Below are 26,126 nucleotides of genomic sequence, written 5' to 3'. Positions count from 1 at the left end.
AGCACCGAGGCGCAGTCACTGAAGCTGAGGCAGTGCGACTGTAGACCTGGCGCACTCGAACGAGGAGAGTCCACGAGAATGGCAGCGAGCGCAGCAATACCGGACGATTTTGTGAGCGGACTCGAAGGCGTCGTCGCCTTCACCAGCGATATCGCAGAACCCGACAAGGACGGCGGCGCACTGCGCTACCGCGGAGTCGACATCGAAGACCTGGTCGGCCAGAGGGTCACCTTCGGCAACGTATGGGCCCTTCTCGTCGACGGCCGCTTCGGCCCCGGCCTCCCGCCGGCCGAGCCCTTCCCCCTCCCCATTCACACCGGCGACGTCCGTGTCGACGTCCAAGCCGGACTGGCGATGCTGGCTCCAATCTGGGGATACCAGCCGCTCCTCGACATCGATGACGAGACCGCCCGCGACCAGCTCGCCCGCGCATCCGTCATGGCACTGTCGTACGTCGCGCAGTCCGCTCGCGGCATCTACCAGCCTGCAGTCCCACAGAGCCGCATCGACGAGGCCAAGACGGTCACCGAGCGCTTCATGGTTCGCTGGAAGGGTGAGCCTGATCCGGCACACGTCGAGGCAATCGACGCGTACTGGGTCTCGGCAGCCGAGCACGGCATGAACGCCTCCACCTTCACGGCCCGCGTCATCGCCTCCACCGGCGCCGACGTCGCTGCCTCGCTTTCCGGCGCCATCGGCGCGATGTCCGGCCCGCTGCACGGCGGCGCACCGGCCCGCGTTCTTCCGATGATCGAAGAGACCGAGAAGACCGGCGACGCCCGCGCACTGGTCAAGGGAATCCTCGACCGCAAGGAAAAGCTCATGGGCTTCGGACACCGCGTCTACCGCGCCGAAGATCCCCGTGCACGCGTGCTCCGCGCTACCGCGAAGCGCCTCAACGCTCCCCGCTACGAAGCTGCCGCAGCTCTCGAGCAGGCTGCACTGGCAGAACTGCGTGAGCGTCGTCCCGATCGCGCGATCGAGACCAACGTCGAGTTCTGGGCCGCCGTCATCCTCGACTTCGCCGAGGTTCCCGCGCACATGATGCCTGCCATGTTCACCTGTGGCCGCACCGCCGGCTGGTGTGCACACATCCTCGAGCAGAAGCGTCTCGGTAAACTGGTACGCCCGGCCGCCATCTACACCGGCCCGGCGCCCCGTACTCCGGAGTCGGTCGAGGGCTGGGACCAGATCAGCCACGCGTAGTACCCCGCTCGAATTCGCCAATCACGGTAGTACAGAACACAAGTGAAGGAACAGAAAGAAGCGATGACCTCCACACCGATCATCCCCGCCGACCTCAAGCCCGCCGACGGACGCTTCGGCTGCGGTCCTTCCAAGGTTCGCCCCGAGCAGCTGCAGTCCCTGGTCGAGGTGGGCGCTTCGGTGTTCGGCACCAGCCATCGCCAGAAGCCGGTCAAGAACGTTGTGGCCAGCATTCGTTCCGGCCTCGCCGATCTGTTCTCACTGCCCGAGGGCTACGAGGTCGTCCTCGGCAACGGCGGAACCACTGCGTTCTGGGATGCGGCCGCATTCGGCCTCATCCGCGAGAAGTCGCTGCACCTGACCAACGGCGAATTCAGCTCCAAGTTCGCTTCGGTCGCCAAGGCCAACCCGTTCATCGGTGACCCGATCGTCGTTTCCGCCGATCCGGGCAGCGCACCGGTGCCGGTCTCCGACCCGTCCGTCGATCTCATCGGCTGGGCGCACAACGAGACCTCCACCGGTGTGTCGATCCCCGTCTCGCGCCCCGCGGGTTCGGAGAACGCACTGATCGCCATCGACGCCACCTCGGGCGCCGGTGGACTTCCGGTCAACGTCGCCGATTCCGACGTCTACTACTTCGCTCCGCAGAAGTGCTTCGCCGCAGACGGCGGACTGTGGATCGCGCTGATGAGCCCGGCCGCCCTCGAGCGCGTCGCGGAGATCAAGGATTCGGGCCGCTGGACGCCTGACTTCCTCTCACTGCCCATCGCCGTGGACAACAGCTCCAAGGATCAGACGTACAACACCCCGGCCCTGGCCACCCTCCTGCTCTTCGCCAACCAGATCGAGTGGATGAACAGCAACGGCGGTCTCGACTGGACCACCGCTCGCACCGCGGATTCGTCCTCGCGCCTGTACAACTGGGCCGAGGCCAGCGAGTTCGCAACGCCGTTCGTCGCTGATCCGGCACACCGCTCGCAGGTTGTCGGCACCATCGACTTCAACGACGACGTCGATGCTGCCGAGGTGGCAAAGATCCTGCGCGCCAACGGAATCGTCGATACCGAGCCGTACCGCAAGCTCGGCCGCAACCAGCTGCGCGTCGGCATGTTCCCGGCCATCGACCCCGATGACGTCACCGCTCTCACCAAGAGCATCGACTGGGTCGTTTCTCAGCTCGGCTGATTTTCATACTGCTTCACCGCTCGGCCCCCGACATGATGTCGGGGGCCGAGCGTCGTTTGCGCCAGGCCTTGTGAGCTACCACACCGGTGGTCGGATCCGAGGTCATCTCGCCCTGCGTGTCCTGCCGAGTCCATGGTCACGAATGAATTACAGTTGAGCGCGGCGCAAAGTCGCGAGCCGGCGCGATAAGGAGGTCAATGTGCGAGAGCTTCGAGTGATCGGACTTGAACCCGATGGATCGCATGTGGTGTGCGCAGATGCTGAAACCGGCCAGAAATTCCGGCTTCCCGCCGATGACAAACTTCGTGCAGCTTCCCGCGGAGACGTGGCTCGACTCGGCCAGATTGAGATCGAAATGGAAAGCCAACTCCGTCCCCGCGAAATTCAGGCGCGCATTCGTTCCGGTGCTTCCGTAGAGCAGGTCGCCGAAGAAGCGAAGATCCCCATCAGCAAGGTCGAGCGCTTTGCGTACCCCGTTCTGCTCGAGCGTTCCCGCGCCGCGGAAATGGCGCAGGGCGGACACCCGGTGCGCGACAACGGCCCGACGGTTCCCACCCTCTCCGAAATCGTGACCCACGCATTCCGCGCCCGCGGCCACAGCATCGACGAGGCCACCTGGGATGCCTGGCGCGACGAGGACAATCAGTGGGTCGCGCAGTTGCAGTGGCAGGCCGGCCGCACCACCAACGCCGCACACTGGCGCTACCAGCCCGACGCGCACGGCGGAACGATCGTCGCACTCGACGACGCGGCATTCGACTTGATCGATCCCGACTTCGGTCGCCCGCTCCGCGGCCTGGTACCGGTGGTTTCGAACGAGCCGCAGCAGCTTGAACTGTCCCGATTCGACGTCGAACCGGTGGCGGAGATCGAGCCGGAGCCCGCAGCAGTTTCCGAGCGGACAGCAGTTTCCGAGCGAACGGTGGTGGCTGAACGAATCGTGGCGCCCGAGCCGATTGCTGTCGAGCCGGAAACAGTCGTCGCCGAAGAGGTTCCCGAGCCTGCACCGGACGTGACCCCGAAAACCGCTCCGCAGCAGACGCAGACCAAGGACAAGCGCGGACGGCCTGCTCTTCCCTCGTGGGACGACGTACTCCTCGGGGTCCGCAGCAGCGGTCGCTGACCCGAAGGAAAGTATTCTTCTTTCGAGCGAGGCTGAGGAGAGAGGGCTGCCGGTGGCTGCACGGGTATCGACGATCTGGTTTCTGGGCGGCGCAGACGCTCGCACCGAATTGAGCAAGTACCCACAGCCGGATCAGACCGAGGCGCTGAAAATCGCCATGTCGCTGTACCCGGACAAGGAGTTCGAGTCTCTCGGTCCTCAGCCGCTGTCAATGGCCGCGACGGTGAGCCCCGGCTACGTCTTCGTCGGCGCGTACGGCCGAGTGAGCGTCGTCTGCAGCTCCGAACTCAGCACATTTGTCCCCTCGAAACTGCCTGAGTCCTGGCACCTTTCGGCCGAGGGTGGCTCGACGCTGTTGATCAGCTCCGTCCCCGAAACCGCGCAGGGTTCGTTTGCACTGTGGGAGAACGGCGAGCTACGACGCTCGTTCAGTGCCATCCCGATCGACATCGTCGAAAACCTGGGGATCCCGCAGACCTGGGAACTGGAATTCTGGGCCGGCAACCATCCCCTGCGTTACCCGCCCGGGATCCTGCCCGATCCGCAGTCACTTCCGTTCCACCCGCAGCAGTTCGCGGAGTCCGCCAACCTCGAGTGGCTGGGATTCCGATACACCGGCGCGCCGCGAGAACACGAACTCGACACAACGCAGATTCTCCTGTGGGGCTTCAAGATTCACCGCCCCGGCGAGGCACCCAAACCTGCGCCCCCAGCTCCCGCGCCGGTACCCGAGCAGGCGCCGACAGAGATACCCATGCCCGAAAACATGCCGCCGATCCACGACGCACCCGTGGCCAAGCCGCGCGGTCGCCTCGCCCGGTACTTCGGGTTCAAGTAGCGCGAACAAGCATCACACAGTCACGCGGCTATCGCTGCGATCCACCCGAGCGGAACGCCGACTACCGCGCCGTAGACCACCCATCGCCACACGGGGACGGCTCGCCAGCGCCACACGGTCGGCGCAAGTCCACCTACCGCAATGATATTGACGACAACCGCCAGGAGCACGTTCACGTCGCCGAGCGCGATGCAGAACGCCGCGACGGCGCTGGTCGAGAGCATCGCGGCGAATACCGACACCGCGATTCCGGTGAACCAGGGCGTGCGGTCCAGAGTCACCGGCCGGTCCTGACACGTTCGTAGAAGGCCATCGCCGCTGCGGTTGCGACATTGAGCGAGTCGGTGCCGGGAGCCATCGGTATCTTGGCACGAATGTCGGTGGCCCGCATCGCATGTTCGGTCAGACCTGGCCCCTCGGCGCCCAGCAGTAGTGCCACCTTCTCCCCGGTCATCGCTTCGGCCAAAGTGACCGCTTCCGGATTCGGAGTCAAGGATATGAGCTGAAAACCGTTGCCACGCAGCTCATCCAAGTCATGTGGCCACTTTGCCACATGCGCGAAGGGCACTCGCAGCACGTGCCCCATCGACACACGGACCGACCGCCGGTAGAGCGGGTCAGCACAACCCTTCCCGAACAGAACGGCGTCCACGCCGAGCCCTGCAGCGTTGCGGAACATCGAGCCGAGGTTCTCGTGATCGTTGACGCCTTCGAGGACCACGACGGTCTTTGCGTCCTTCAGCACGTCCGAGACCGCGAGTGGCGCCGGGCGGGCCGCTGCAGCGAGGACGCCACGGTTCAGGTGGAATCCGACGACCTCGGCCATCACTTCGGCGCTCGTACGGTAGAACGGCACGTCCACACCGTCGAGATCGTCAGCGAGCTCCAGGAGCCGTCGTTCGACGCCGAGAAGACTGATCGGCTCGAACCGCGACGTCAGCAGCCGCTGAGTGACGAATACTCCTTCGGCGATGACCAGTCCCTTGCCCTCCGGCAGGTCGGGGCGCCGATCCGAGGAGTTGAGATCGCGAAAGTCATCCAACCGGGGGTCGGCGGGATCTGAGATGTCGATGACGTGAACCACGGGTCTATCGTGCCGTACGCACCGCGAGCCCCCCACCACTACTCCCGACCTAGCGCAGCAGCGTAGCGAAATGCGCGTCGAGCACCTGGCCGATCACCTGCGGATTGGTTCGCTCGGGATTGTCGACGCCGTGCGACGCGAGCCCGTCGGCGAGCGCATGCAACCTCATCGCCTCGATGTCGACCGAAGCGTCCGGCTGCAGGAATCCTGCATCATGTACGGCCTCGACAAATGTTCGATAGTGCTCGAACAGCGTCCGGTCCGTCTCGTCACGCACTGCGGTCAACGTCGAATCGGTCTGGGCGGCAGCAGCAAACGCCTCCCAGACCTGCATTTCTTCACGCCGATCTTCGTCGAGGGGAACGAACTGATCGGTGAACTGGCGGATCGCGCGGCGGATGTCGGGATCGAAGTCGATGCCGGCGATTCTCTTCTCCACTCGGACGGTCACGAGCGTCATCGCGAACAGCAAGAGTTCGGACTGCGTCGCGAAGAAGTGCCTTAGCGACCCCGTCGACATCTTCGCCTCGTCCGCGACGGCCCGGACGCTCGCGCTCGCCACACCATCGCGACGGATCACACGCCAGACAGCCTCGGCGATCTCTTCCCGTCGCTCATCGGGGCTGCTTCGTTTCACCACTTCACAAAGCTAACACAGTTGTGCTAGTTTTCGATCACTAACACAGTCGTACTAGAAATGAGCTGATGTCATGATCGTCCATCTGATCATCGCGTGCGAAATCATGTTCTGGGTGTTCATCGCCGCCGGTCTCGCCGCCCGCTATCTGCTGCGCCGCAAGACGCTGGGTGCCGCACTGCTCATCTGCGCACCCCTGGTCGACGTCGTCCTGCTCGTCGCCACAGCCCTCGATCTTCAGGACGGCGGCGAGGCGAACTTCACCCACGGGCTTGCTGCGGCCTACATCGGCTTCTCCGTTGCGTTCGGGCACAGTCTCATCTCCTGGGCCGACGCCAGGTTCGCCTACCGATTCGCCGGCGGCCCGGCTCCCGTCGCGCCACCCGAGTACGGGAGTGCGCGAGCACTGCGCGAATGGCGCGAGTTCGGCAAAGCCGCGATCGCCTGGGCCATCGCGTGCGGACTTCTCGGCGCAGCCATCTTCCTCGTCGACGACCCCGCACGTACGGGTGCCCTCGACGGATGGATCAGCAAGCTGACAGTGGTGCTGGGAATCTGGGGAGCAATCGCCCTGAGCTACACGGTGTTTCCCAAGCGCGAGAAGGTCACGGCGCGCGGCTAGCCTCGACTGCCTGTTCGGTCGCGTCGCACACGATCACCGGACGCAGGACGAACACCGGCAACCTGCCACCGTCTTCCGGCCTCGCAAGACGAAGTTTCAGCCCTTCGCTACGTAGCAGGTACACCCCGGCCGCTGTGCCCGAGACGAGCGAGATCACTCCGCCCACGATCAAAGGCGCACGGGGATCCACGGAGTCGGCGAGCCAACCAAGCAGCGGACTTCCCAGCGGTGTGCCACCGAGGAAACTGAGCATGTAGATGCCCATCACCCGCCCACGCATCTCGGAGGGGACCGACATCTGCAGGATGTTCATCGCGGACGTCGTGAACGTCAACGTCAGTGCGCCCGTGGGGATCAACATCAGCGCCACCAACGCATAGGTAGGCATCAATCCCACCACGACCTCGAACACGCCGAAAGCCACTGCGGCACCGAGGAACGTCCGCAACCGCGGCGCTTCCTTGCGCCTTGCGGCATACGCAGCGCCTGCAAGGGTTCCCACAGCAAGCGTCGTGGACAGCAGTCCGTAACCGTCGGCTTCGAGACCGAACGTGTTGCGCGCCATCACCGCCAGGCTGATCGCGAAGTTCAGGCCGAACGTCGAGACCATGAAGACGGACACCATGATCACCCGAAGGTCCTTGCGACCCCACACATATCGGAACCCGTCGCGCACCTGCCCCTTGGTACGCGGCGCCGGTTCGGACGGGATCAGCTCCTTCTTGTTCATCAGGTACAGCGCGATGAGGACCCCACCGAACGTCGCGACGTTGAGCAGGAATACCCACCCGGTTCCGATCAGGTTGATCAAAACACCCGAGATGGCCGGACCGACGATGCGGGCCGTGTTGAACGTCATCGAGTTGAGCGCGATGGCATTGGACAGGTGTTCCTTGCCCACCATTTCGATAGTGAACGACTGACGCACCGGTGCGTCGAGCGCCGAGACACAGCCGAGGGCAAAGGCGATCAGGAAGACGTGCCACAACGCGACGAGCCCACCGACGTCCAACAGACCCAACACCAGTGCGCATACCGCACTCGCCCACTGCGTGAAGATCAGGATCCGACGCTTGTCGTACCGATCGGCCAGCACCCCACCCCACACCGACAGAAACAGCGTAGGACCGAACTGCAAGGCCATGACGATGCCCACCGCCAACGCGTTGCCGTCCGAGAGCGTCAGTACCAGCCAGTCCTGGGCAATACGTTGCATCCACGTGCCGACCAGAGAAACAATCTGTCCGGAAGCCCAAAGGCGGTAGTTGCGGTTGTGGAGCGCGGCAAACATGCCGGAATCGGGGTCTCGGGGCACCCCACCATCTTGCCCCTCGAGTAATTCGTTTGGGCAACGACCTCTATGTAGCGGAGCTACGCGACCTCTATGTAGCGGAGCTACGCGACGTCTCAGTAGCTGAGCTACACGACCTCTAACTCGCGGAACTACTCCGTCTTGTTGACCATCTCCGTGATGATCCCGACGGCACCGCGCAGCGTCGCGAGTTCTTCGCCACCCAGCCCGGCCAGCTGCTCGTTCATCCACGCCTCACGCGCATGGGTCTCGTCCGCGAGCAACGCCTGCCCGGCGTCGGAGAGATTCACGATGATCTGACGACCGTCCGTGGGATGCGGCGAGCGCTCGACCAGACCGAGCTCGGCGAGAGAAGCAACAACGCGCGTCATCGACGGCGGCTGAACTTTCTCACGTGCTGCGAGTACGCCAGGGGTCATCGGGCCGTACTGATCCAGGCTCGCCAAAGCGGACAGTTGCGTCAGCGATACCTGAGCGTCGACTCTGCGGCCGCGCAGATGCCTGGTGAGACGCACTACAGCCAGGGAAAGATCGCTGGCCAGCGCACGAGTTTCGGTGGTCACGCGTCAGACAATACGTCAAGAGCTGGCCGGTAGCTCACGTAATCGAATACCGGTCAACCCTGATTTCACGTAAGGGCGTCGGTAATGGGTCCGACAGTGAAGTAGGCCACAAAAAGTGCCGCCACGATCCAGAGCAACGGGTGGATCTTCTTGATACCACCGCTGGCAGCGTGCAGGACCACCCATGAAATGAAGCCGACGCCGATGCCGTTGGCGATCGAGTAGGTGAACGGCATGACGATCATGGTCAGGAAGGCCGGGAGAGCCACCGAGAACTTGGTGAAATCGATGTCTCGGACCTGTCCGATCATCAGCGCACCGACGACGACGAGGGCAGGCGCAGCTGCCTCGATCGGCACGACGGAGTAGAGCGGCGTCAGGAACATCGCGACGAGGAAGAGCAGTCCGGTCACGACATTTGCCAGGCCCGTGCGGGCGCCTTCGGCGATACCCGACGCGGATTCCACGAACACGGTGTTCGACGACGCCGAAGCGCCACCGCCGACGATCGCGCCCGCGCCTTCGACGACAAGCGCGCGACCGACGTTGGGGAGGTTTCCGTCCTTGTCGGTCAGGCCGGCTTCCTTACCGAGACCCGTCATCGTGCCCATGGCGTCGAAGAAATTCGCGAGTACGAGGGTGAAGACAAGCAGGCTGGCGGCCAGAACACCGATGCGGGTGAATGCGCCGAAGATGCTGACGTCGCCGACCAGACTCAGATCAGGCATACCACCGAGCATCTCCGGGATCGCGGGGATGCTGAGGTTCCAGCCCTTGGGGTTGGTTCCGAGCGAGGGTCCGACGTCGGCAACTGCCTCGATGATCGCAGCGAGGATCGTCGTGACGACGATGCCGATCAGCAGTCCACCACGAACCTTGCGCACGACCAGAACACCCATGAGCAGGACACCGAAGATGAAAACCACGGTCGGCCACGAAGCGATCGAGCCGTTGATTCCGAGTCCGACGGGAACCGTCGTACCGGCGGCATCGGGGATGCGGCGGACGAATCCGGCGTCGACCAGTCCGATGAAGGCGATGAACATGCCGATACCGGCCGCGATCGCGGACTTCAATGCCGAGGGAATCGCATTGAACACCGCAGTTCGGAAACCGGTGAGTGCCAACAGAACGATGATCACACCGTCGATGACCACCAGGCCCATCGCCTCGGGCCAGGTGACCTGAGGTGCGATGGTGACGGCGAGCAGGCTGTTGATGCCGAGACCCGCGGCGATGGCAAACGGATAGTTGGCAACGAGACCGAAGACGATGCTCATCAGGCCGGCAACCAGAGCGGTGACCGCAGCCACCTGGTTGACCGGAAGGATGTTGCCGAGAACGTCGGTCTTCGCTGCAGCGTCGTCAGCCGAGAAACTGCCGAGGATCAGGGGGTTGAGGACCACGATGTAGGCCATCGCCACGAAGGTGACGACACCGCCGCGAATCTCGGTCGAGATCGTCGACCCTCGTTCGCTGATCTTGAAATAGGTGTCGAGGATCTTGCCGGGTGCCGCCATGTTTGTTCTTTCCCCATCGCTGTAGGTCGCCGTGTGCCGGCGCACATGAAGCCGGTCGCACTAGGGAGAGTAGGCCACCGGGGTACGGGTAGCGTTAATTTTGTGACGGAGACTCGCAACACAACCAGCCTGATCGGCAAATTGTCCGCACCCGCGCCGGCACTGATCGTCGGCACCGCGTTGTGGGTGGTCGCCACGATCGTGGTCGCGGTGAGCGGCGATCGTTGGTCGGATGCCCTCCCGATCTGTTACGCGGGCATCGGAGTCGGTTTCCTCGGCTTCGCTCTGTTCTCCATTCAACGACGCGCAGCTGTGCGCGGTGACAAGGGCGCACAACAGGGCGCCGGTCTGGTCGACTGAGCAGGTCGATTCACCCTGCCAGCATGGTAAGCCTACCCTGCACTCTAGTGTCGGTCTTAGCTTGTCAATGCTGAAAGGAACCACGTAACCGTGAAGATCTCCCACCGAAATCGTTGGAAAAGCCGAGGACGTTGGACGAGACTGACATCCGTTGCTCTGGTCGCCCTGGTCGGCACAGCACTCGTCTCCTGCAGTTCGAACGACGACGCAGCAAGTAGTTCGTCGAGTTCCGGTGGCGGCGCCTTCCCCGTCACGATCGATCACGCTTTCGGTAGCACCACGATCGATTCCGAACCACAACGGATCGTCACCGTCGGTTACAACGACGAGCAGGCTCTGCTGGCCTTGGGCATCAAGCCCGTCGGAATGGTCAATCAGTACCCGGGCGAGCCGGACGTCAACCGCACGTGGCCGTGGGTCACCGGCCCTTGGGGCGGAACCGAACCGACCGTCGTCGGCAGCAATCCCGAAACCACGATCAGCGTCGAAAAGATCGCTGCGCTCGAGCCCGACTTGATCCTCGCGCTCTACTCGAGCATCGACAAAGACCTGTACAGCACACTTTCCGCGATCGCCCCGACCGTCGCGAAGGATCCGGCCTACGGCGACTACGCAACTCCGTGGCAGATCACGACGAAGACCGCAGCGAAGGCAGTGGGTCGCGAAGCCGACGGCGAGAAGTTGGTCGCCGATATCGACAAGCAGTTCGCCGACGCCAGAAGCGCTCACCCGGAATTTGCAGAACAGACCGCGGTGATCATCAGCGTCGACACGACCCCGGAGTTCTACGCCTTCTCCTCCGAGGACGCCCGCGGACGGGTCCTCGGCAGTCTCGGATTCAAACCTGCTCCCGCGGTCGAGGCATTGATGAACGGTGAGTTCTACGCGCCCATCTCCACCGAGCGACTAGATCTCCTCGACGTGGACCGTCTCGTTGTCATCGGCAATCCCGATGCCGCCCAGGCGGTCCGAAACAATCCGGGCTTCCAGCAACTCGACGTGGTCAAGAACAATCGCGTCGTCTACGTCAACGACGATCAGGCCCCGCAGGTCGGTGCGGCCCTGACCGCGAGTTCAGCACTGAGCTTGCCGTGGGCGACAAGCCAACTACTCGCCGAACTCACGAAGTAACCAGCGCCCGGCGCTTCCTGATCTGCGCAGTTCCCCAGATCCACACTCCGGCCCACACCATCCCGAACGCCCAACCTGCCAGCACATCGGTCATCCAATGGGCAGCCAGGTAGACGCGGGAGAATCCGACAGCGATCGTGTACAGGCCGAGGCTCGCGAGCATTGCCATCTTCGCGAGCCTCGGCAAAGCAAGCCGAAGAATCACTGCGGCAACCGAAGTCGCGAGTATCACGCTCATCATCGCGTGGCCCGACGGGAACGAATACGAATCGATTTCGATCAAACGCTCCGGCAGGGGTGGACGGGTTCGCGTGAAGATGCGCTTCAATCCGCTCATCACGAGCAGACCGGTCAACATCGATCCGGCGATCAGCAGAGCGTCCGTTCGGAGCCCCCGAACCAGAAGCACGATCGTGAGCAGCGTCGCGATCAGCCACGACGCGAGGGTTCCGCCGCTGTCGGTGATGACGTCGACCACGTCCACGAGCCACGCCGTCCGCTGGCTCACTGCACTGTCGAGTACCCACTGATCAAAAGACATCTGCCCTCACATCCCTTGCGGCAGAGTCCACGTGCGCATCACGTGATGAACGCCGTCCGAGTCCACCCACCACGGCACGGTCACTGTCGCCTCCACCGCTCCTGTCAGTTCCACCGACAGTTCGTGATGGATCACTACCTCGCCGCCGGGAACCTCACGGCCGAGGGCTGCGAAGCCGAGAACTGCCTGTGGTTCGTTCGCCCACGTCGTCACAACGCCGGTGCTGCTCACTCGTCCGTGAACGGATGTGGACGCCGTAGCGACGTCGAGCAGATCTGCCAGTGCGTCAGCTGTCTCGAAACTGCCGAGCACCACTCGTTGTGCAGGCAGTGCCGCTCCCAGCCACGGTCGGTCGAGAACAAGGGCGTCGCCGGGATCGACCAGATCGCCGGAAAGGCCTCGCACGAACGGCGGCAGGTGCAGTTCCTCCAGGTCGAGAACCCGTCGCTGCGCTGCCTCACCCAGCAGTCGGTGCGTCCGCGCGACGACGGCGGAGGCCGGCATCCGTAGTGGGTCGGCAAGCCGATCGAGTAGCAGCTGAGCCAGTTCCGGATCGTCGACGGTATCCGATGCCAGTAATCCGGAGAAGAATCCGGCGTCGGGGTGTTCGGCAGCATCGAGCAATCCCTCGAAGGTGCGATCGCCCGGAGCGCGCAGCAAGCCAAGCACCTCACCGCCGAGTTCGGCATTCGAACGCAACCACCACGCCGTGTATCCACGACGGTCGGTGAGCAGCGCCCGCGTCGCCGGCGACTCGACCAGCAGCGACAGCGCCTGCGGCCAGCGGTCTTCGTCCACGAGATCGAGATCGCGCACGGCTTCGATGTATTCGGGGTCCTCGTCGAGGGTGTCCCACCATGCGTCTTCGGCGTCGAGATCGTGATCGGGGCCGGACGGCAATTCCTCACGGACCACCGTGAAACCCCACCCGACACCGACTACCCGTAGCGCCTGCTCCCCCACCCGCTGAACAAAATCAGCGTCGACGATGCCGAAGGGAGAATCCTCGACCAGGACGCTTGCAAGGGGAGCTCCCGGAAGCAGAAGTTGGTCGGCGGACCGCAATTCGCCCTCCGAATCAGGAAGCAGCACTTCACCGATCCACGACGGCAGCGCCCCTGGCGCCACGTGGGCCGCCAATCCGAGCACCACTTGCGCCAACTCCGTCGCTACCGAATCATCCTGATCCGCAGCATCTTCGATCAATGCTCGCAGTGCCGGATCGGACAGCAGGTCGGTGGCACTCGCGGTCTGTGCTCCCAATCGAGACAGCAACGGGTGCGCCGCGACAGGATGAACCAACCTCGTCCACTGCACAGACGGTGCGTCTTCGCCCAGTTCGACGCCGACGACGACGGTCCGCGGTCCGGTCACCGTTCGTCCATCGGAGAGCGGAACCGGCAGTGTTCCAAGCTCTTCCACCGCAAGAGTGTCGATCACCAAGGGCTCGAGAGCCGAATAGAGTCGATTCCACCACTTCGGTTCACGTTCCAAGCCGCTGAGCAGTTCCGCGATACGCGCGAGCCCGATGCGGTGCGTCGACACCGCCGCGAGCGCTCGCTCGTGCTTGGGGCCGGAGAGCTCGGGGACGACCAGGCCGCCGATGATGTCGGTGAGCAACTCGGCAAGATCGTCACTGAGCCCGGGCACCACGGATGCTCGCTGCGGCGCGCGGTCGGGTTCACCGACCACCGGAAGCCACTCGTTTTCCTGCAGCTCCTTCAGAAGTGCTTCGCGCAGAAGCGAATCGGTTTCGCTGCGGGCAAAGGCAGGAATCGGGACGAGTGCCGTTCGCTGCCGAGGAGGTAGTACAGCAAGGAACTTCGCGTACCCCTCGGCAAGCGGAGCGATCGGTGCAGCGGGCATGAGGCGTCGCCGATCGGGTTGCATTGCAATGTCGGCAATGATGATCGCCGGGATCGACAGTTCCTCGTCGGATCGGGTCGGCGCCCGCAGCACGTCGTCTGCGACCGGCTCGACGACCCCGTCGCGGACCGGCACCAACCACCGTGCATTCGGCGCCGAGTACTGCCACCACGTGCGATCTCCGATGACCACCTCGACGAGACCGGAATCCAGCACTCGTTCCGATCGCCGAAAAGTCTTCTCACCCAAACGAATTGATCCGAGAGCCGGGAGTTCGAGCAGCAGATCGACTGCCTCACGTGTCATCTGCGAAAGCAGCGCCGCGGCATCGACGTCCGGCCGAAGCGTCAGCACCACTTCCGAATCGGCACCGTCGCTCGGCAATTCGCCAGACGGCCACACCAAACGAAGTACGGGGACACCGGTTTCCGGCACGGGGAGTTCGCGAGACTCGATCTCGCGCAGAGTTTGCGAGGCAGAGAATCGAATCGATCCCGTCGACGAGCGCAGTTCAACCTCGTCACCGACCGAGAGAACTGCCGAGAATCCGACTCCGAACCGCCCCGTCACGCCTTCGTCGGCGTCGACCTTGTTCGACGCACGCAGCGCCGTGAGTGCGTGAACGCCGGATTCGTCCAGCGGACGGCCGGTGTTCGCGACGGTCAGCGTCCGACCGTCCACGTCCACCCACAAAGAGCCCTCGACGCCCTCGCGTGCAGCTGCATCGGCAGCGTTCTGCGCCAGTTCGGTGAGCAGACGGTCGCGGTACCCGGCCTTCGCGAGGTCGGATTCCGCAGCCGCGTCTTCACGCAATCGCGTCGGAGATTCCGACCACGCGCGCAGCGTCGCCTCGCGGAGTGCGTCCGTGCCGAACGGATCTTCTACTCGGTGGATACCGAATCCTCAACTGCAACAACGCTCGACGGGCGAGCGGGCACCGCAATCAGCTCGACTGCTCCGTCGTCGAATGCGTCGAACTGCGGCGAGCCCGCACCGAGCGGCAAGCTGGTGTCCGAATGCGCGCCACAGCCGTAGGACACGCTGACCACCCGGCCGTCTGCGGAGAGTTCGTTGCCGCACACGCCGAACGCTGCGTGCAGCGAACCTGCCAGTGGAAGGAAGAATCCACACAGCCCACACGTCGACGGGGCAGCCTTGGCCATCTCCGACTCCGGGCCGAAGTCACCGTCGAACCAACGCTGCGCGGCATCGAGTCGGCCCTCGAGGCTCATGACCTGTTTGCGGCCTAGCCCGATTTCGAGAGCTACCTCGTCGACTTCCGGGTCACCGGTGGCGACGTAGCCGGGAACGAGCCGAGGATCCTCGGCCGGCGGGGCGAGTAGGTCACCGACGGAGAGATCGCCGGGACGAATCCGCTGATCCCATGGCAGCCATTCCGGCGCAACCAACGCGTCGGGACCCGGCAGCAGCGCCAACTCACTGACAGTTGCGCGGGTGTCCTCCGGTCCGGCAGCGACGACAACCGCCCACTGCCAACCGCGGTATCCGGGAATGTCTGCTGCAAATCGATGGGTGGCGGCAAATTCGTCCTCCGACGTCACGCCGAGGTATGCCCCCACACCGCCTTCATGCAGGTCGACGACTGCCGTTCGGGCAAGCTCGACCGCATCGGCCAGTACTGGGCGCGGCACTGCACGCTCTGGAGAAGTAGCAACACTCACTCCTCCAGTTTGCCGCACCACCGCAAGTCTGCAACGCACTGGGCTGCCATGCTGGGCAGATGAGTAGGTCACACGCCAATTCCGTGCGCACTTTTGCAGTGGTCGCCGTGATCGCGTCAGCCCTGGCGGGGTGCTCCGATTCCCCCGGTGCTCCCGACAGCCTCACGTCCGAAACCGGCTCCGTCGAGATCGTTCGAGTGTCCGCGCACGATCCCGACGCGTTCACGCAGGGCCTCGAGATCGACGGAAACCGGTTGTACGAAAGCACCGGACGCGTCGGGCAGTCCTGGGTGCGCTCGAGCGAGATCTCCGACGAGCAGTCCCCCGCTTCGGGACCGGAAGTTGCGCGTGCCGATCTCGACCCGCCGTTGTTCGGTGAGGGAATCACGGTCGCCGGAGACACACTGTGGCAACTCACCTGGAAAGACGGCGTCGCCATCGCCCGTGACAAGGACACCTTGACCGAACGTGGGCGGTTCCCACTCGACACCGAGGGATGGGGAATCTGTTCGCTCGGGGATCGGCTGGTCTCCAGCGACGGTTCGGCCACGTTGACCTTTCGCGATCCCGAAACCTTTGCGCCGATCTCGACAGTCGACGTCACCAGATCTTCGGAGTCCGTCGGCAAGCTGAACGAATTGGAATGCGCCGAAGACGGCTCCGTCTACGCCAATGTCTGGACCACCGACACCGTCGTCCGAATCGACCCGTCGGACGGCGCCGTCACGAACGTGTACGACGCATCGGCGCTACGCGAAGAACTCGTCACGGATGGATCGACCAGCACCGTCGACGTTCTCAACGGCATCGCGCAGATTCCCGGTACCGATCGATTCCTGCTCACCGGCAAGTATTGGCCGCAGATGTTCGAAGTCCGTTTTGTTAACTGAGTCCGACATGACACAGGACTCGCAGGGGTGTGCGTGGTAGCCGCGCCGACACTAGGACAGAATTGAGTGGTGACCGGACCGCGCGAACCCTACGACCCCGAAACTCGGCGAATCCACGACGAGCCGGAGGGGCAACAGGTGCACCCCGGTTACGACAATTACCCACCCGCGGCCCGCCCGGACAACTACCCGCCTTCGGCTCGCCCCGCCGCGCGTCGCACGCCGTTGCCGCCGCTGCACCCGATCCCCGAATCACGGGGAGACTCGGAATCCGCGTCCGGTTCGAAGGCACCGGGTGCGGACGCCCCCAAGGCTCCCCCGATGCCCCGCAAGCTCACCGTCACCCGCGTCGCAGCGATGCGCAGCCGCGAACTGACGAACAAGGGCATCGCGACCTTCCAGCGCGCAGCGAAGGCCGACGGCGCGGACAAGTCCGGTCTGACCGCTCTCACCTACGCGGTGATGACGAACAACGCCACCGACGCCGCGATCTCCGTCGCTCTGGCCAACACGCTGTTCTTCTCGGCTGCGACGGGTGAGGACAAGACCAAGGTCGCGCTCTATCTCCTGATCACGATCGCACCGTTCGCGGTCATCGCACCGCTCATCGGTCCGATGCTCGACCGGTTGCAGCGCGGCCGCCGCATCGCACTCGCGTCGTCGTTCGGAATCCGGACGCTCCTCGCAGTGATCCTGGTCTTCAACTTCGACAGTTGGATCCTCTATCCGGCCGCGCTCGGCATGATGGTGCTCAGTAAATCGTTCTCGGTACTCAAGAGTGCGGTGACACCACGCGTCCTACCACCGGAAATAGACCTGGTGCGCGTCAATTCGCGTCTGACGGTCTTCGGGTTGATCGGCGGAACGATCGGCGCCGGCGCCGTCGCGGGTGCGCTCGCGCTCGCTTTCGGTTCCACCGGAGCCTTGTGGTTCGCCGTCGCCGTCACCGTCTTCGGCGCATATCTGAGCATGCGAATCCCGTCGTGGGTCGAAGTCACCGAGGGTGAGGTTCCCGCGACCATCACCTACCACCCGGACGAGGCGCACCACGCCGGCAGCGCCCCACCACAGCCGAACGCGAAACCGGCCAAGGTCCGACAGCCTCTCGGACGCGCCGTGATCATCGGACTCTGGGGCAACGGCACCATTCGCGTGCTCACCGGCTTCCTGACGCTCTACATCGCGTTCGTCGCCAAATCACGCACCGATCACGAGCCGCTCCAGCAAGCCATGATGCTCGGCCTGGTCGGCGCAGCGGCCGGTCTGGGAAACTTCGCCGGAAATGCCACGGGTGCGCGCCTCAAGCTCGGCCGGCCCGCACTGATCGTGCTCCGGTGCACTGCGTCGGTCTGGATCATCGCGGTGATCGCAGCGCTGACGGACAACCTGATGACCGCTGCGCTGGCCACACTCGTAGCCTCCGCAGCCAGCGCACTCGCCAAGGTCTCACTCGACGCGTCACTCCAGCACGACCTGCCCGAGGAATCGATCGCGTCCGGATTCGGCAGATCCGAGACGGTTCTGCAGTTGAGCTGGGTACTCGGCGGCGCATTGGGGGTTCTGCTTCCGACCGAATACTGGATCGGGTTCACTGTTGTATCGGTGTTCCTGACGATCGGGCTTCTGCAGACCTTCCTGAGCTACCGAGGAAGCAGCCTCCTGCCCGGCCTCGGCGGGAAGCGACCCGATCTGGCCGAACAAGAAGTGACCGAAGTGATTTACACCGGTAAATCCAACCGAGGACAAGGAAGTACTCCGCAGTGATGATGCGCTCGAGAACAAAGAAGATCGTGGCAGCGATCAGTGTCCTGATGGTGGTGGCACTAGTTGCTTACGTCTCCGTTCTTTTCGTGATCATCAAGAACATCAACGACGACCCCGAAAAGCTGCCGGTCATCACTGCATACGCACACGGCAAGACGATCGAGACGAACCCTGCCGGGTTCTGCACCATCGATCTGTCCCAGTGCGCCCAGGTGGGCGACATCTATGCCCTCGACGTTCCCGCGGGCTACCCGCTGCAGCTGTCGTTGTCGACGGACGTCTCCGATGCGCAGTGGGCCATGCTGGCGGTCTACGAGGATGCCGACGGCAACCAGACCGGCGAACCCCGAGTCTTCGAGCCCGGCGAGGCCCTGGCAGTGACGGTCGAATCTTCGAGCGATCCCGTCAAGCAACTCGTCGGCGTCGAAATCCACCTCGCCGTCGGTGAGGGAAGCGAACAGGGACTACTGATCTGGTCGATCAAGACCGCCTGATCCCCGGAAGAACGAAAATGCCCTGCACACCGATTGGTGTGCAGGGCATTTTGTTTCGAAGCCGTGTACGGCAGCTCGAATCGAGCGATCAGGTGTCGAGCTCGCGAGCGACGGCTCGGACGACCTCGGAGATCCGCTGAGCGGTCTTGCGGTCCGGGTACTTGCCGTTGCGCAGATCCGGCTGGACCTTCGCCTCGAGCAACGTGATCATGTCCTCGACCATGCCGTGCAGCTGGTCAGGGGTGTGCTTACGCTCGACGGGCTCACGACGCGTCGCCGTAGCGCCCCGCAACGACGGCGCCGGCTCCAGCACCTTCAGGCTCAGCGCCTGCGGACCGCGGCGGCCCGCAGCCATGCCGAACTCGACGCGCTGGCCGGCCTTCAAGCCTTCGACGCCCTCGGGGAGAGCGGAAGCACGGACGTAGACGTCCTCGCCCTCTTCCTGCGACAGAAAGCCGAAACCCTTTTCGACGTCGTACCACTTCACCTTGCCGGTCGGCACCGCGTTCACCTGCTCATCACTCGACTGGGGCATCTGCCCCAATGTGCTCGGGAGGCTCTCGGAAGAGCCTCATGGCCTTGCTCGCATCGCTTCCGGTGGAAGAATGCAAAAGAACGCGCCCCACACTTGCTTCAGCGGGGCGCGCAGTCTGTTAACAGTCTACCTGTGACGAACCCGGGTCGGCACCCAGGTTTACAGGCACTATCCTCGTAGGTGTGGACCCTCAACCGAACCCGCGCACTTCCGGCACCGGAAACGGTCTGTTCCGTACGGCGATGGCACTGTTCATCGTCGGATTCCTGGCGATCGTGGCCATCTTCGCAGTCCACATCTTCAGCGACACCCCGCCCGGCCTGGCGTTGTACCTGGTGGCACTCGCGTGCCCGATCGGCTTCCTTCTGGCCATCGTCTACACGCTCAGATCCGGTCGACGCGTGCGCTGATCACTCCCGCCTCCAACCGAAAGGTCACTGACCATGAGAATCCTCCTGAACGTGATCTGGCTGGTGTTCGGCGGCTTCTGGCTGGCGTTGGGCTACTTCGCCGCAGGCATCATCTGCTGCATCCTCATCATCACGATTCCCTTCGGAATCGCGGCATTCCGCATCGGCATCTACGCACTGTGGCCGTTCGGTAAGACCGTCGTCGACAAGCCGACCGCTGGCGTCGGTTCGATGATCGGCAATGTCATCTGGGTGATCATCGCCGGTATCTGGTTGGCGATCGGACACATCGTCACCGCCGTCGCGATGGCGATCACGATCATCGGAATTCCGCTCGCGGTCGCGAACCTGAAGATGATTCCGATCTCGCTGATGCCGCTCGGCAAGGAGATCGTCGACGTGGACCGCGTCAATTACGCATAGCCGTGGACCGCGTCAATTACGCATAGCCGTGGACCGCGTCAATTACGCATAGCCGTGGACCGCGTCAATTACGCGTAAGCGGGCCCGGAGACAGAAGAACCCGACCACTGCAGGTGCTGTGGTCGGGTTCTCTCGTATCAGGTCGGATCAGCGGCCGAGGCTACCGAGTCCGGGGAGGTTACCGAGCGAACCGGTACCCGTTCCCGGGTTGCCCGGATCAACGGGGCCGACCGGACCCTCGGAGACCACGATGGTCACACTCGAAGCGCGCGAAAGCACGCTCTTCGCAGTGATCTCGACGGTGACGCTGCCGACGGCCGTGGGGGTTCCCGAGATGGTGCCGTCCTGTGCGAGGGTCAGTCCGCCGGGCAGAGCACCGTTGGTGAGCGCAAAGGTTGCCCGGGTATCAGCGGCAGTGAGCTTCTGCGAATACGCCTTACCGACCTGAGCGGCAGGCAGTTCGACGGTCGCGGGTAGCGGGTACGCAGCAACGACGGTCACCTTGCCCCCGTTGGTCGTCGACGCGATGGCGCCGGTCGAGGTGTCGAGCGCGAGGTTTTTGACCTTCTCCAGTGCCGGAACCTTGGTATCGGTCAGAGCGGTGGTGGCGCGGGTCGTCAGATCGACCGACCACAGGTGTCCGTTCATGACGTCCGCGACATATGCAATGCCTGCAGCAGCGTCGACGACCACGCCGTTGGGAATCGCGGTCGGAGACAGCGTGGTCTTCGACAGAACCGCGCCGGCCGGGGTGATCGCCCACAGGTTGGTTGCCCGGGTGTCGGTCATGTAGATGTTGCCGGTGTTCGTGTCGACATCGACGTCGACCGGGTAGAGGTTGTCGGCACGCACGATCGACTTGAGTGCTCCGCCCTTGCGTACGTCCGCCTGCCACAGCGTGCGGCCGTAATTCTCGTCGAAGAAGTTGGTGTCCGCGATGTAGAGAAAGCCGCGGACACTGTCGAAGGCGAGCTTGGTCGGCGTTGCCGACTTGTCGACCAGAATGCTCGACACGGCGTCGGCGGCGTTGGGGTCGACGACTCGGATGTTGCCGGACTTGTAGTCCGAGAAGTACGCGCGGTGTGTTGTGGGGTCGACGACGACATCGTTGATCTGCGGCCGCGAGCCGTCGGGGTTCTTCTCGCTCAGCGTGACCGTCTTTTCGACCTTGCCGGTCTTCGTGTCGACAATCGAGATCGCGCCGCCGTAGGAGGAGGACACGTATGCGCGTCCGAGGTCCGAGTCCACGGCAAGTGCCGACGGGTAACCGACGACACCGTCGATGGTGCCGACGGACTTGCCGGTGTTCGTGTCGACGACGGACAACGAGCTGGTCGGTCCGCCGTACTGCGTGATGTATCCGCGGTGGGTTGCCGAGTCGACGACGATGTCGCCGGGCTGGGTTGCGGAATAGCTTCCGACAACACCGTGTGTCGGATCCTCGGGTGAGGCGTGTGCAGCGGGAGCAGTGACGGCCAGGCCGACAGCAGCAGCGGCGACGGCGAGTGACGCGGTGACCGCACGCCGACGGTATTGCAGTTTCATGAGGGGTGCCCTACTTCTTTGGAAGACTCTGCGAACCCTGCCCATTCGGGGCAAGTCAGGCAAACCTAACCTAAGTTACAATCTCGATGTTGAGACACAGAACACATCTTCGGCCTGGATCGGCACACCTCTCACTCGGCCGGAATTCCATTTCCACATAACGTGTGACCTTGCTCACATTACGGATGGATAACGGAACGGACACAACCGGACATTCACTCAGGCACCCCCACCTACCTGGGAAGAGTCTCCTGCGCTTTGTGTGACGCGTTGTACGTCCTTCGCCACGCCGCGTTATCAAATGGTGACACGAGAGACTCGAGCCGTTACCGTCGTTTTCGGCCGGGAAACTCGGCCACCTCCGGCCCGCCGCGCCAAGCCTTGTCCCGCGGGTACCGGACTTCCGACAGAGCATTCCAGGGACGAGGACGGGGGACCCAAAGTCCTCTGTGAGAACAGAAAAGTTCTCCAGTGGACACCGGTTCGATCGCAAGACCGAATCTTGGGGTGAAGCCAGACCCTTTCCAGCCAGGAAAGGCGAGGCCGGGCGACCTCTCAGCCCGAACCCGACAGCTGACCTCGCAGGCGCGTGTGGAGAGGATTTCGACCATCATGAGCGGACGCCATCGCAAGCCCACCACCACCGGTCGCACTGTCGCCAAGGTCGCCGTCACCGGCGCCATCATGGGCGTAGCAGGAATTGCAGCCACCGGAACCGCAAGCGCTGCCCCCGACTCCGACTGGGATCGTCTCGCCCAGTGTGAGGCCGGCGGAAACTGGGCCATCAACACCGGTAACGGTTACCAGGGCGGACTGCAGTTCTCCCCCAGCACGTGGAACGCACACGGCGGCGGACAGTACGCAGCCACCGCAAACCAGGCCACTCGCGAGCAGCAGATCGTTGTTGCCGAGCGTGTTCTCGCAAACCAGGGTTGGGGCGCATGGCCGTCCTGCTCCTCCAGCCTCGGACTGAGCAGCGGCGCCACCGAGCGTTCCGCTCCGGCCACCACGGCTCCTCAGGCAGCTCCGGCTCCGGCACAGCAGGTCGCTCAGACCGTTGCACACCCGGTCGCTGACGCCATCGATCAGGCAATCGCGTTCGCCAAGGCCAACGGCATCCCGGTCGACCCGCAGATCCTCGCAGTCGCCGACACTGCAAAGACGTTCCTCAAGTAACACCGGTAAGACTGTCCGCTCGGACGCTCGAACATCAAGAAGGCCCGCACCGAATCGGTGCGGGCCTTCTTTCGTGTCGAGTTGTTATCGGTTGATGACGGTGTGCGGGTGTACGTAAGGAAGTGACTCCACCGGAACCGGAAAGGTGGTGTCCTCGCCGAAGGGTGAAAGTCCACCTGCGCGGGTCGATGACAATTCGGTCACTGCGTGATCTCCGTCTGCAGTTTCCGGCCATCCTGGATCTACATAGTGTTGCTTCGAATTGTTGGCCACGAAGTCATTTTGACAGGACGCCGTTACGCCGTACAGACCAGGTCTCTAATCTGATACCTGATGACCGAAACACGTGGCACCCCGGCGGGCAGTTCCGCAGCCGAAAGTCTGACCGATTGGCTCTCGGCGCGCAGTGACGCCGAGTTGACGGAGTTGCTGCGTCTGCGCCCCGATCTGGCCGTACCGCCGCCGAGCACGATGGTGGTTCTCAGTGGTCGGGCGCAGCAACGCGCGTCGGTCAGCCGAGCGGCGGACGAACTCGACACCCTGGATTTCGGTCTTCTCGAATTGTTGGCACTGGCCGGCGCCGAGGAAACTCCGATGACGCGGGCGGAGCTCAACAGTGCAATCGCCGAACGCGCCCTGACCGGCAAGGGCAAGGTCACCAAGAAGGCCGTCGACAAGTCACTGTCGAAGATGCGTGAGTCCGCCCTCGTCTGGGGTGTCGATCCCATCAGCGTCGTCCCGGCAGTCATCGGGATGATTCCGTGGCGTGTGGGGCGAGCCCTCGAACCTGCCGAGGCGATGACCGAGACCGAGATCTCGGCAGCCCTCGACGCTCTGGACACCCGTGAGCGGGATCTCCTCGAGACTCTCGCCAACTCCAGCCCGATCGGTCGCACCCGCGACGCCGCCCCCGGAACGCCGCCTGAGCGCCCGGTTCAGCGACTGCTGGCGGCCGGCCTGCTGCGGTGGCTCGACGAGCAGACCGTCGAGCTTCCGGCGACGGTTCGTCAGGTCATCCGCGGCGAGCCGGTATTCGATCCGACGACGCTGACCGCACCCGTCATCGGGGGCGACAAACTCAAACCCGCGGACGTGAACGCCGCAGCGGCCGGCGAGGCACTCGAGTTGGTACGCCAATGCGAGAGCGTGATCGCTGTTCTGGGCGCAGCACCGGCCCCAGCACTGCGAGCCGGTGGACTCGGTGTTCGAGAACTACGACGCGTGGCCAAGACGGCCGATCTCGACGAAGCGCGAGTGAGCCTGCTCGTCGAATTGCTCTCGGCAGCCGGACTCATCGCCAGTGGAACGCCCGACCCGGCGCCGGTCTCGGACAACGCGGACGAATACTGGACGCCCACACTCGCCGTCGACGGCTGGCTCAACGCGTCCACAGCGCGTCGGTGGGAGGTGCTGGCGTCCGCCTGGGTCGACGTACCGCGAGTTCCGTGGATGATCGGGCTGAGGGATTCCACCGACAAGCCCATCGCGGCGCTGTCCGAGGAAGGCCGGGCCCCGGCGGCTCCGCGCGATCGCCAGGCCATTCTGGGGCTACTCTCCGAACTCGACAGTGGCCAGACTGCATCGGCCGTCGAGGTAAGTCGACTACTGGCGTGGCGACGCCCGCGATGGAGCGGGCGCCTACGGACGTTCGCAATCGAGCGGACTCTGGACGAGGCCGCGGCCCTCGGGCTGGTGGCCCGCGGCGCGTTGTCGTCACCTGGACGAGCTTTGCTGCACGGCGGGGACGCCGAAGCCGAAATGCAGTCCGCCCTACCCGAGCCCATCGACTACATCCTGGTCCAGGCAGATCTGACTCTGGTTGCGCCCGGCCCGCTCGTACCGGACCTGCTCGAGCAGGTGAGCCTGGTCGCGGACATCGAGTCGGCAGGATCGGCGTCCATGTACCGCATCAGCGAGGACAGCGTGCGGCGTGCGCTCGACGCCGGTCTGACGGCCACCGAACTGCATGCGATGTTCGCCTCGAAATCGAAGACGCCTGTTCCCCAATCACTTTCGTATCTGATCGACGATGTCGCCCGTCGACACGGGCGACTGCGTGCCGGAGTGGCGGCGTCGTTCATTCGATGTGAGGACGCATCACTGCTGGCGGAGGTCCTCGCTTCGGCGGTGGCGGAGCCCCTGGCATTGCGCGCCTTGGCTCCCACAGTCGCGATTTCGCAGGCCCCACTGCGCGAGGTCCTGGCCGAGCTGCGCGCAGCCGGATTCGCGCCGGCAGGTGAGGACTCCTCGGGCACGTTGGTCGATCTCCGCCCACGCGGGGCGCGTGTACCGAACCGTCGCAGCCGACCGGCGTCGCGAATGCCCGCGAGCCCGTCGGCGGATCAATTGGCGTCGTTGGTACGGACGATGCGAGCAGGTGACCGCGCTTCCGCCCCGGGCCGTGGTGGTGTCCGGACGGACGGTTCGAGGGAGAACAATGCCGCCACCATCGCGTTACTGGCCACAGCGGCCCGGGACAATTCGAGCGTCAACATCGGCTATGTCGACGCTCAGGGGGTAGCGACTCATCGCATCGTCGACCCCGTCAGCGTGGGTGGCGGACAGCTGGACGCCTTCGACCCGGCAAGTGGTGCCGTACGCCGTTTCACGTTGCACCGCATTACTTCCGTCAGCCCCGTCGACTCCGGAAAAAAGTAGCAGAAAAGAAGCAACTGGCTTTTTTCTGTAAATGAAGTATGGTCGAGGTCAGTTTGTGATTGCCACTTCGAAAAATGAGGAGCGACAATGGCTGACAAGGCGCCGGGAAAGAACATGAAGAAACCCGCTCAGTCGATCAAGGAACGCCGCGCGGAAAAGCGGGCGAAAAATACGGAGTCTTCCGAGTTCATTCGTAAGCGGAAGCGGAGCTGACAGCACAGTCCAGAGGAAGACGAGCTGACTGCGAAGCTGACCAATGCCTGCCTCCACCGACACCCTCGTGCACCTGCACGAAACATTCAACCTGTTCAAGTCACGTAGTCGAGGAACTGATGCACGCTCGCGCGGCTACGCAGCGGGCATGACCCTTGCATCACTGTGTGTCCTCGACGAACACGCTCGGCAATCCGGAATACTTCTTTCGGATTTACCGCAGAAAGAGAATCAACCATCGTGAAAAGAACAATCCACACCCTGGACCGTATTCAAACGAGACTCGAATCGGAGCTTGATTCCACTCCGGGTGATTCCGAAAAGAATATCGGTTATAGATCCGGAATT

At 63.7% G+C, this 26,126-nt stretch carries 27 protein-coding genes and 1 riboswitch; of the genes, 15 read left to right on the top strand and 12 right to left on the bottom strand.

The window, feature by feature from the left end:
• The first annotated feature begins 78 nt into the window (after positions 1-78).
• The 4 genes from AC2ETI_RS08845 to AC2ETI_RS08830 all read left to right on the top strand — a co-directional run bounded on the left by AC2ETI_RS08845 (position 79) and on the right by AC2ETI_RS08830 (position 4,352).
• A complete protein-coding gene (locus AC2ETI_RS08845; protein WP_003940025.1) occupies positions 79-1,206 on the top strand; it encodes a citrate synthase 2 in 1,128 nt (375 codons plus the stop codon).
• 63 nt (positions 1,207-1,269) lie between these two features.
• Positions 1,270-2,391: a phosphoserine transaminase gene (gene serC, locus AC2ETI_RS08840; protein WP_007733484.1), complete on the top strand. Its 1,122-nt coding sequence runs from the start codon at positions 1,270-1,272 to the stop codon at positions 2,389-2,391.
• A gap of 199 nt (positions 2,392-2,590) precedes the next feature.
• Positions 2,591-3,514, top strand: a complete 924-nt coding sequence (gene sepH / locus AC2ETI_RS08835; RefSeq protein WP_336503551.1) for a septation protein SepH — start codon at positions 2,591-2,593, stop codon at positions 3,512-3,514.
• Positions 3,515-3,566: 52 nt separating this feature from the next.
• Positions 3,567-4,352, top strand: coding sequence for a DUF6928 family protein (locus AC2ETI_RS08830; protein ID WP_069146455.1), 786 nt, complete (start codon positions 3,567-3,569; stop codon positions 4,350-4,352).
• Positions 4,353-4,372: 20 nt separating this feature from the next.
• On the opposite strand, the gene AC2ETI_RS08825 is transcribed toward AC2ETI_RS08830, so the two are convergent.
• Genes AC2ETI_RS08825 through AC2ETI_RS08815 form a run of 3 tightly spaced genes read right to left on the bottom strand, consistent with a single transcriptional unit; the run spans position 4,373 to position 6,076 of the window.
• Positions 4,373-4,633, bottom strand: coding sequence for a DUF2537 domain-containing protein (locus AC2ETI_RS08825; protein WP_483633796.1), 261 nt, complete (start codon positions 4,631-4,633; stop codon positions 4,373-4,375).
• The gene (locus tag AC2ETI_RS08820) at positions 4,630-5,436 is read right to left on the bottom strand and encodes a TrmH family RNA methyltransferase (RefSeq protein WP_003939731.1); all 807 of its coding nucleotides are present in this window, start codon (positions 5,434-5,436) and stop codon (positions 4,630-4,632) included. Before AC2ETI_RS08820 ends, AC2ETI_RS08825 begins: the two co-directional genes overlap by 4 nt.
• A 49-nt stretch (positions 5,437-5,485) precedes the next feature.
• Complete coding sequence (locus AC2ETI_RS08815) at positions 5,486-6,076, bottom strand: TetR/AcrR family transcriptional regulator (RefSeq protein WP_019744923.1); 591 nt, start codon at positions 6,074-6,076, stop codon at positions 5,486-5,488.
• 70 nt (positions 6,077-6,146) lie between these two features.
• Here AC2ETI_RS08815 and AC2ETI_RS08810 point away from each other — a divergent pair, with 70 nt between their 5' ends.
• On the top strand, positions 6,147-6,695 hold the full coding sequence (locus AC2ETI_RS08810) for a hypothetical protein (RefSeq protein WP_256063244.1): 549 nt from the start codon (positions 6,147-6,149) through the stop codon (positions 6,693-6,695).
• Here AC2ETI_RS08810 and AC2ETI_RS08805 read toward each other — a convergent pair.
• The 3 genes from AC2ETI_RS08805 to AC2ETI_RS08795 all read right to left on the bottom strand — a co-directional run bounded on the left by AC2ETI_RS08805 (position 6,679) and on the right by AC2ETI_RS08795 (position 10,090).
• A complete protein-coding gene (locus AC2ETI_RS08805) occupies positions 6,679-7,986 on the bottom strand; it encodes an MFS transporter (RefSeq protein ID WP_483633847.1) in 1,308 nt (435 codons plus the stop codon). The genes AC2ETI_RS08810 and AC2ETI_RS08805 overlap by 17 nt on opposite strands.
• A 152-nt stretch (positions 7,987-8,138) precedes the next feature.
• Complete coding sequence (locus AC2ETI_RS08800; RefSeq protein ID WP_019744926.1) at positions 8,139-8,570, bottom strand: MarR family winged helix-turn-helix transcriptional regulator; 432 nt, start codon at positions 8,568-8,570, stop codon at positions 8,139-8,141.
• Positions 8,571-8,635: 65 nt separating this feature from the next.
• A complete protein-coding gene (locus AC2ETI_RS08795) occupies positions 8,636-10,090 on the bottom strand; it encodes an NCS2 family permease (RefSeq protein ID WP_483633795.1) in 1,455 nt (484 codons plus the stop codon).
• Between the two features lie 102 nt (positions 10,091-10,192).
• On the opposite strand from AC2ETI_RS08795, the gene AC2ETI_RS08790 reads away from it, so the two are divergent.
• Positions 10,193-10,450: a DUF2530 domain-containing protein gene (locus AC2ETI_RS08790; RefSeq protein WP_151531711.1), complete on the top strand. Its 258-nt coding sequence runs from the start codon at positions 10,193-10,195 to the stop codon at positions 10,448-10,450.
• Positions 10,451-10,540: 90 nt separating this feature from the next.
• Complete coding sequence (locus AC2ETI_RS08785; protein WP_483633794.1) at positions 10,541-11,581, top strand: iron-siderophore ABC transporter substrate-binding protein; 1,041 nt, start codon at positions 10,541-10,543, stop codon at positions 11,579-11,581.
• Here the strand turns inward: AC2ETI_RS08785 and AC2ETI_RS08780 are convergent.
• The 3 genes from AC2ETI_RS08780 to AC2ETI_RS08770 form a co-directional block, all read right to left on the bottom strand.
• Positions 11,571-12,122, bottom strand: coding sequence for a phosphatase PAP2 family protein (locus tag AC2ETI_RS08780; protein ID WP_483633793.1), 552 nt, complete (start codon positions 12,120-12,122; stop codon positions 11,571-11,573). The two genes, AC2ETI_RS08785 and AC2ETI_RS08780, sit on opposite strands and share 11 nt — an antisense overlap.
• Positions 12,123-12,128: 6 nt before the next feature.
• Complete coding sequence (locus AC2ETI_RS08775) at positions 12,129-14,801, bottom strand: sacsin N-terminal ATP-binding-like domain-containing protein (RefSeq protein ID WP_483633792.1); 2,673 nt, start codon at positions 14,799-14,801, stop codon at positions 12,129-12,131.
• A 68-nt stretch (positions 14,802-14,869) separates the two neighbouring features.
• A complete protein-coding gene (locus AC2ETI_RS08770) occupies positions 14,870-15,691 on the bottom strand; it encodes a DUF3027 domain-containing protein (RefSeq protein ID WP_019744932.1) in 822 nt (273 codons plus the stop codon).
• A gap of 38 nt (positions 15,692-15,729) precedes the next feature.
• Between AC2ETI_RS08770 and AC2ETI_RS08765 the strand changes: the two genes are divergently transcribed.
• From AC2ETI_RS08765 to AC2ETI_RS08755, 3 genes are all read left to right on the top strand, one after another.
• Positions 15,730-16,560, top strand: a complete 831-nt coding sequence (locus AC2ETI_RS08765) for a glutaminyl-peptide cyclotransferase (protein ID WP_021332212.1) — start codon at positions 15,730-15,732, stop codon at positions 16,558-16,560.
• Between the two features lie 69 nt (positions 16,561-16,629).
• Positions 16,630-18,324: an MFS transporter gene (locus AC2ETI_RS08760; protein WP_483633791.1), complete on the top strand. Its 1,695-nt coding sequence runs from the start codon at positions 16,630-16,632 to the stop codon at positions 18,322-18,324.
• 26 nt (positions 18,325-18,350) lie between these two features.
• Positions 18,351-18,818 (top strand): DUF2771 domain-containing protein, encoded by a 468-nt coding sequence (locus tag AC2ETI_RS08755; protein WP_254664902.1) that lies wholly within the window; start codon positions 18,351-18,353, stop codon positions 18,816-18,818.
• Positions 18,819-18,906: 88 nt separating this feature from the next.
• Here the strand turns inward: AC2ETI_RS08755 and AC2ETI_RS08750 are convergent, their stop codons facing one another.
• Positions 18,907-19,320 (bottom strand): cold-shock protein, encoded by a 414-nt coding sequence (locus tag AC2ETI_RS08750; protein ID WP_007733502.1) that lies wholly within the window; start codon positions 19,318-19,320, stop codon positions 18,907-18,909.
• A gap of 215 nt (positions 19,321-19,535) precedes the next feature.
• On the opposite strand from AC2ETI_RS08750, the gene AC2ETI_RS08745 reads away from it, so the two are divergent.
• Both AC2ETI_RS08745 and AC2ETI_RS08740 read left to right on the top strand, forming a co-directional pair.
• On the top strand, positions 19,536-19,763 hold the full coding sequence (locus tag AC2ETI_RS08745) for a hypothetical protein (RefSeq protein WP_003940194.1): 228 nt from the start codon (positions 19,536-19,538) through the stop codon (positions 19,761-19,763).
• A 33-nt stretch (positions 19,764-19,796) separates the two neighbouring features.
• Positions 19,797-20,186: a YccF domain-containing protein gene (locus AC2ETI_RS08740; RefSeq protein WP_003939919.1), complete on the top strand. Its 390-nt coding sequence runs from the start codon at positions 19,797-19,799 to the stop codon at positions 20,184-20,186.
• A gap of 147 nt (positions 20,187-20,333) precedes the next feature.
• On the opposite strand, the gene AC2ETI_RS08735 is transcribed toward AC2ETI_RS08740, so the two are convergent.
• Positions 20,334-21,731 carry a YncE family protein gene (locus AC2ETI_RS08735; protein ID WP_021332210.1) on the bottom strand — a complete coding sequence of 466 codons (1,398 nt, stop codon included), beginning with the start codon at positions 21,729-21,731 and terminating at the stop codon, positions 20,334-20,336.
• 394 nt (positions 21,732-22,125) lie between these two features.
• Positions 22,126-22,335: riboswitch (cyclic di-AMP (ydaO/yuaA leader) on the top strand.
• 8 nt (positions 22,336-22,343) lie between these two features.
• Between AC2ETI_RS08735 and AC2ETI_RS08730 the strand changes: the two genes are divergently transcribed.
• The gene (locus AC2ETI_RS08730; protein WP_019744938.1) at positions 22,344-22,907 is read left to right on the top strand and encodes a transglycosylase family protein; all 564 of its coding nucleotides are present in this window, start codon (positions 22,344-22,346) and stop codon (positions 22,905-22,907) included.
• 84 nt (positions 22,908-22,991) lie between these two features.
• Here AC2ETI_RS08730 and AC2ETI_RS08725 read toward each other — a convergent pair whose 3' ends face one another.
• Positions 22,992-23,180 (bottom strand): hypothetical protein, encoded by a 189-nt coding sequence (locus tag AC2ETI_RS08725; RefSeq protein ID WP_019744939.1) that lies wholly within the window; start codon positions 23,178-23,180, stop codon positions 22,992-22,994.
• Positions 23,181-23,240: 60 nt separating this feature from the next.
• Here AC2ETI_RS08725 and AC2ETI_RS08720 point away from each other — a divergent pair, with 60 nt between their 5' ends.
• Both AC2ETI_RS08720 and AC2ETI_RS08715 read left to right on the top strand, forming a co-directional pair.
• Entirely contained in the window at positions 23,241-25,565 is a 2,325-nt protein-coding gene (locus tag AC2ETI_RS08720; protein ID WP_020908802.1) for a helicase-associated domain-containing protein, read from the top strand.
• Between the two features lie 87 nt (positions 25,566-25,652).
• Positions 25,653-25,778, top strand: coding sequence for a hypothetical protein (locus AC2ETI_RS08715; protein ID WP_256063234.1), 126 nt, complete (start codon positions 25,653-25,655; stop codon positions 25,776-25,778).
• The last annotated feature ends 348 nt before the right edge of the window (positions 25,779-26,126 follow it).

The sequence above is a fragment of the Rhodococcus sp. MurmanLake-1 genome (assembly GCF_056945715.1).
Note: the sequence above shows the minus strand (reverse complement) of the source record. Positions and strands in the feature narration are given on the sequence as shown.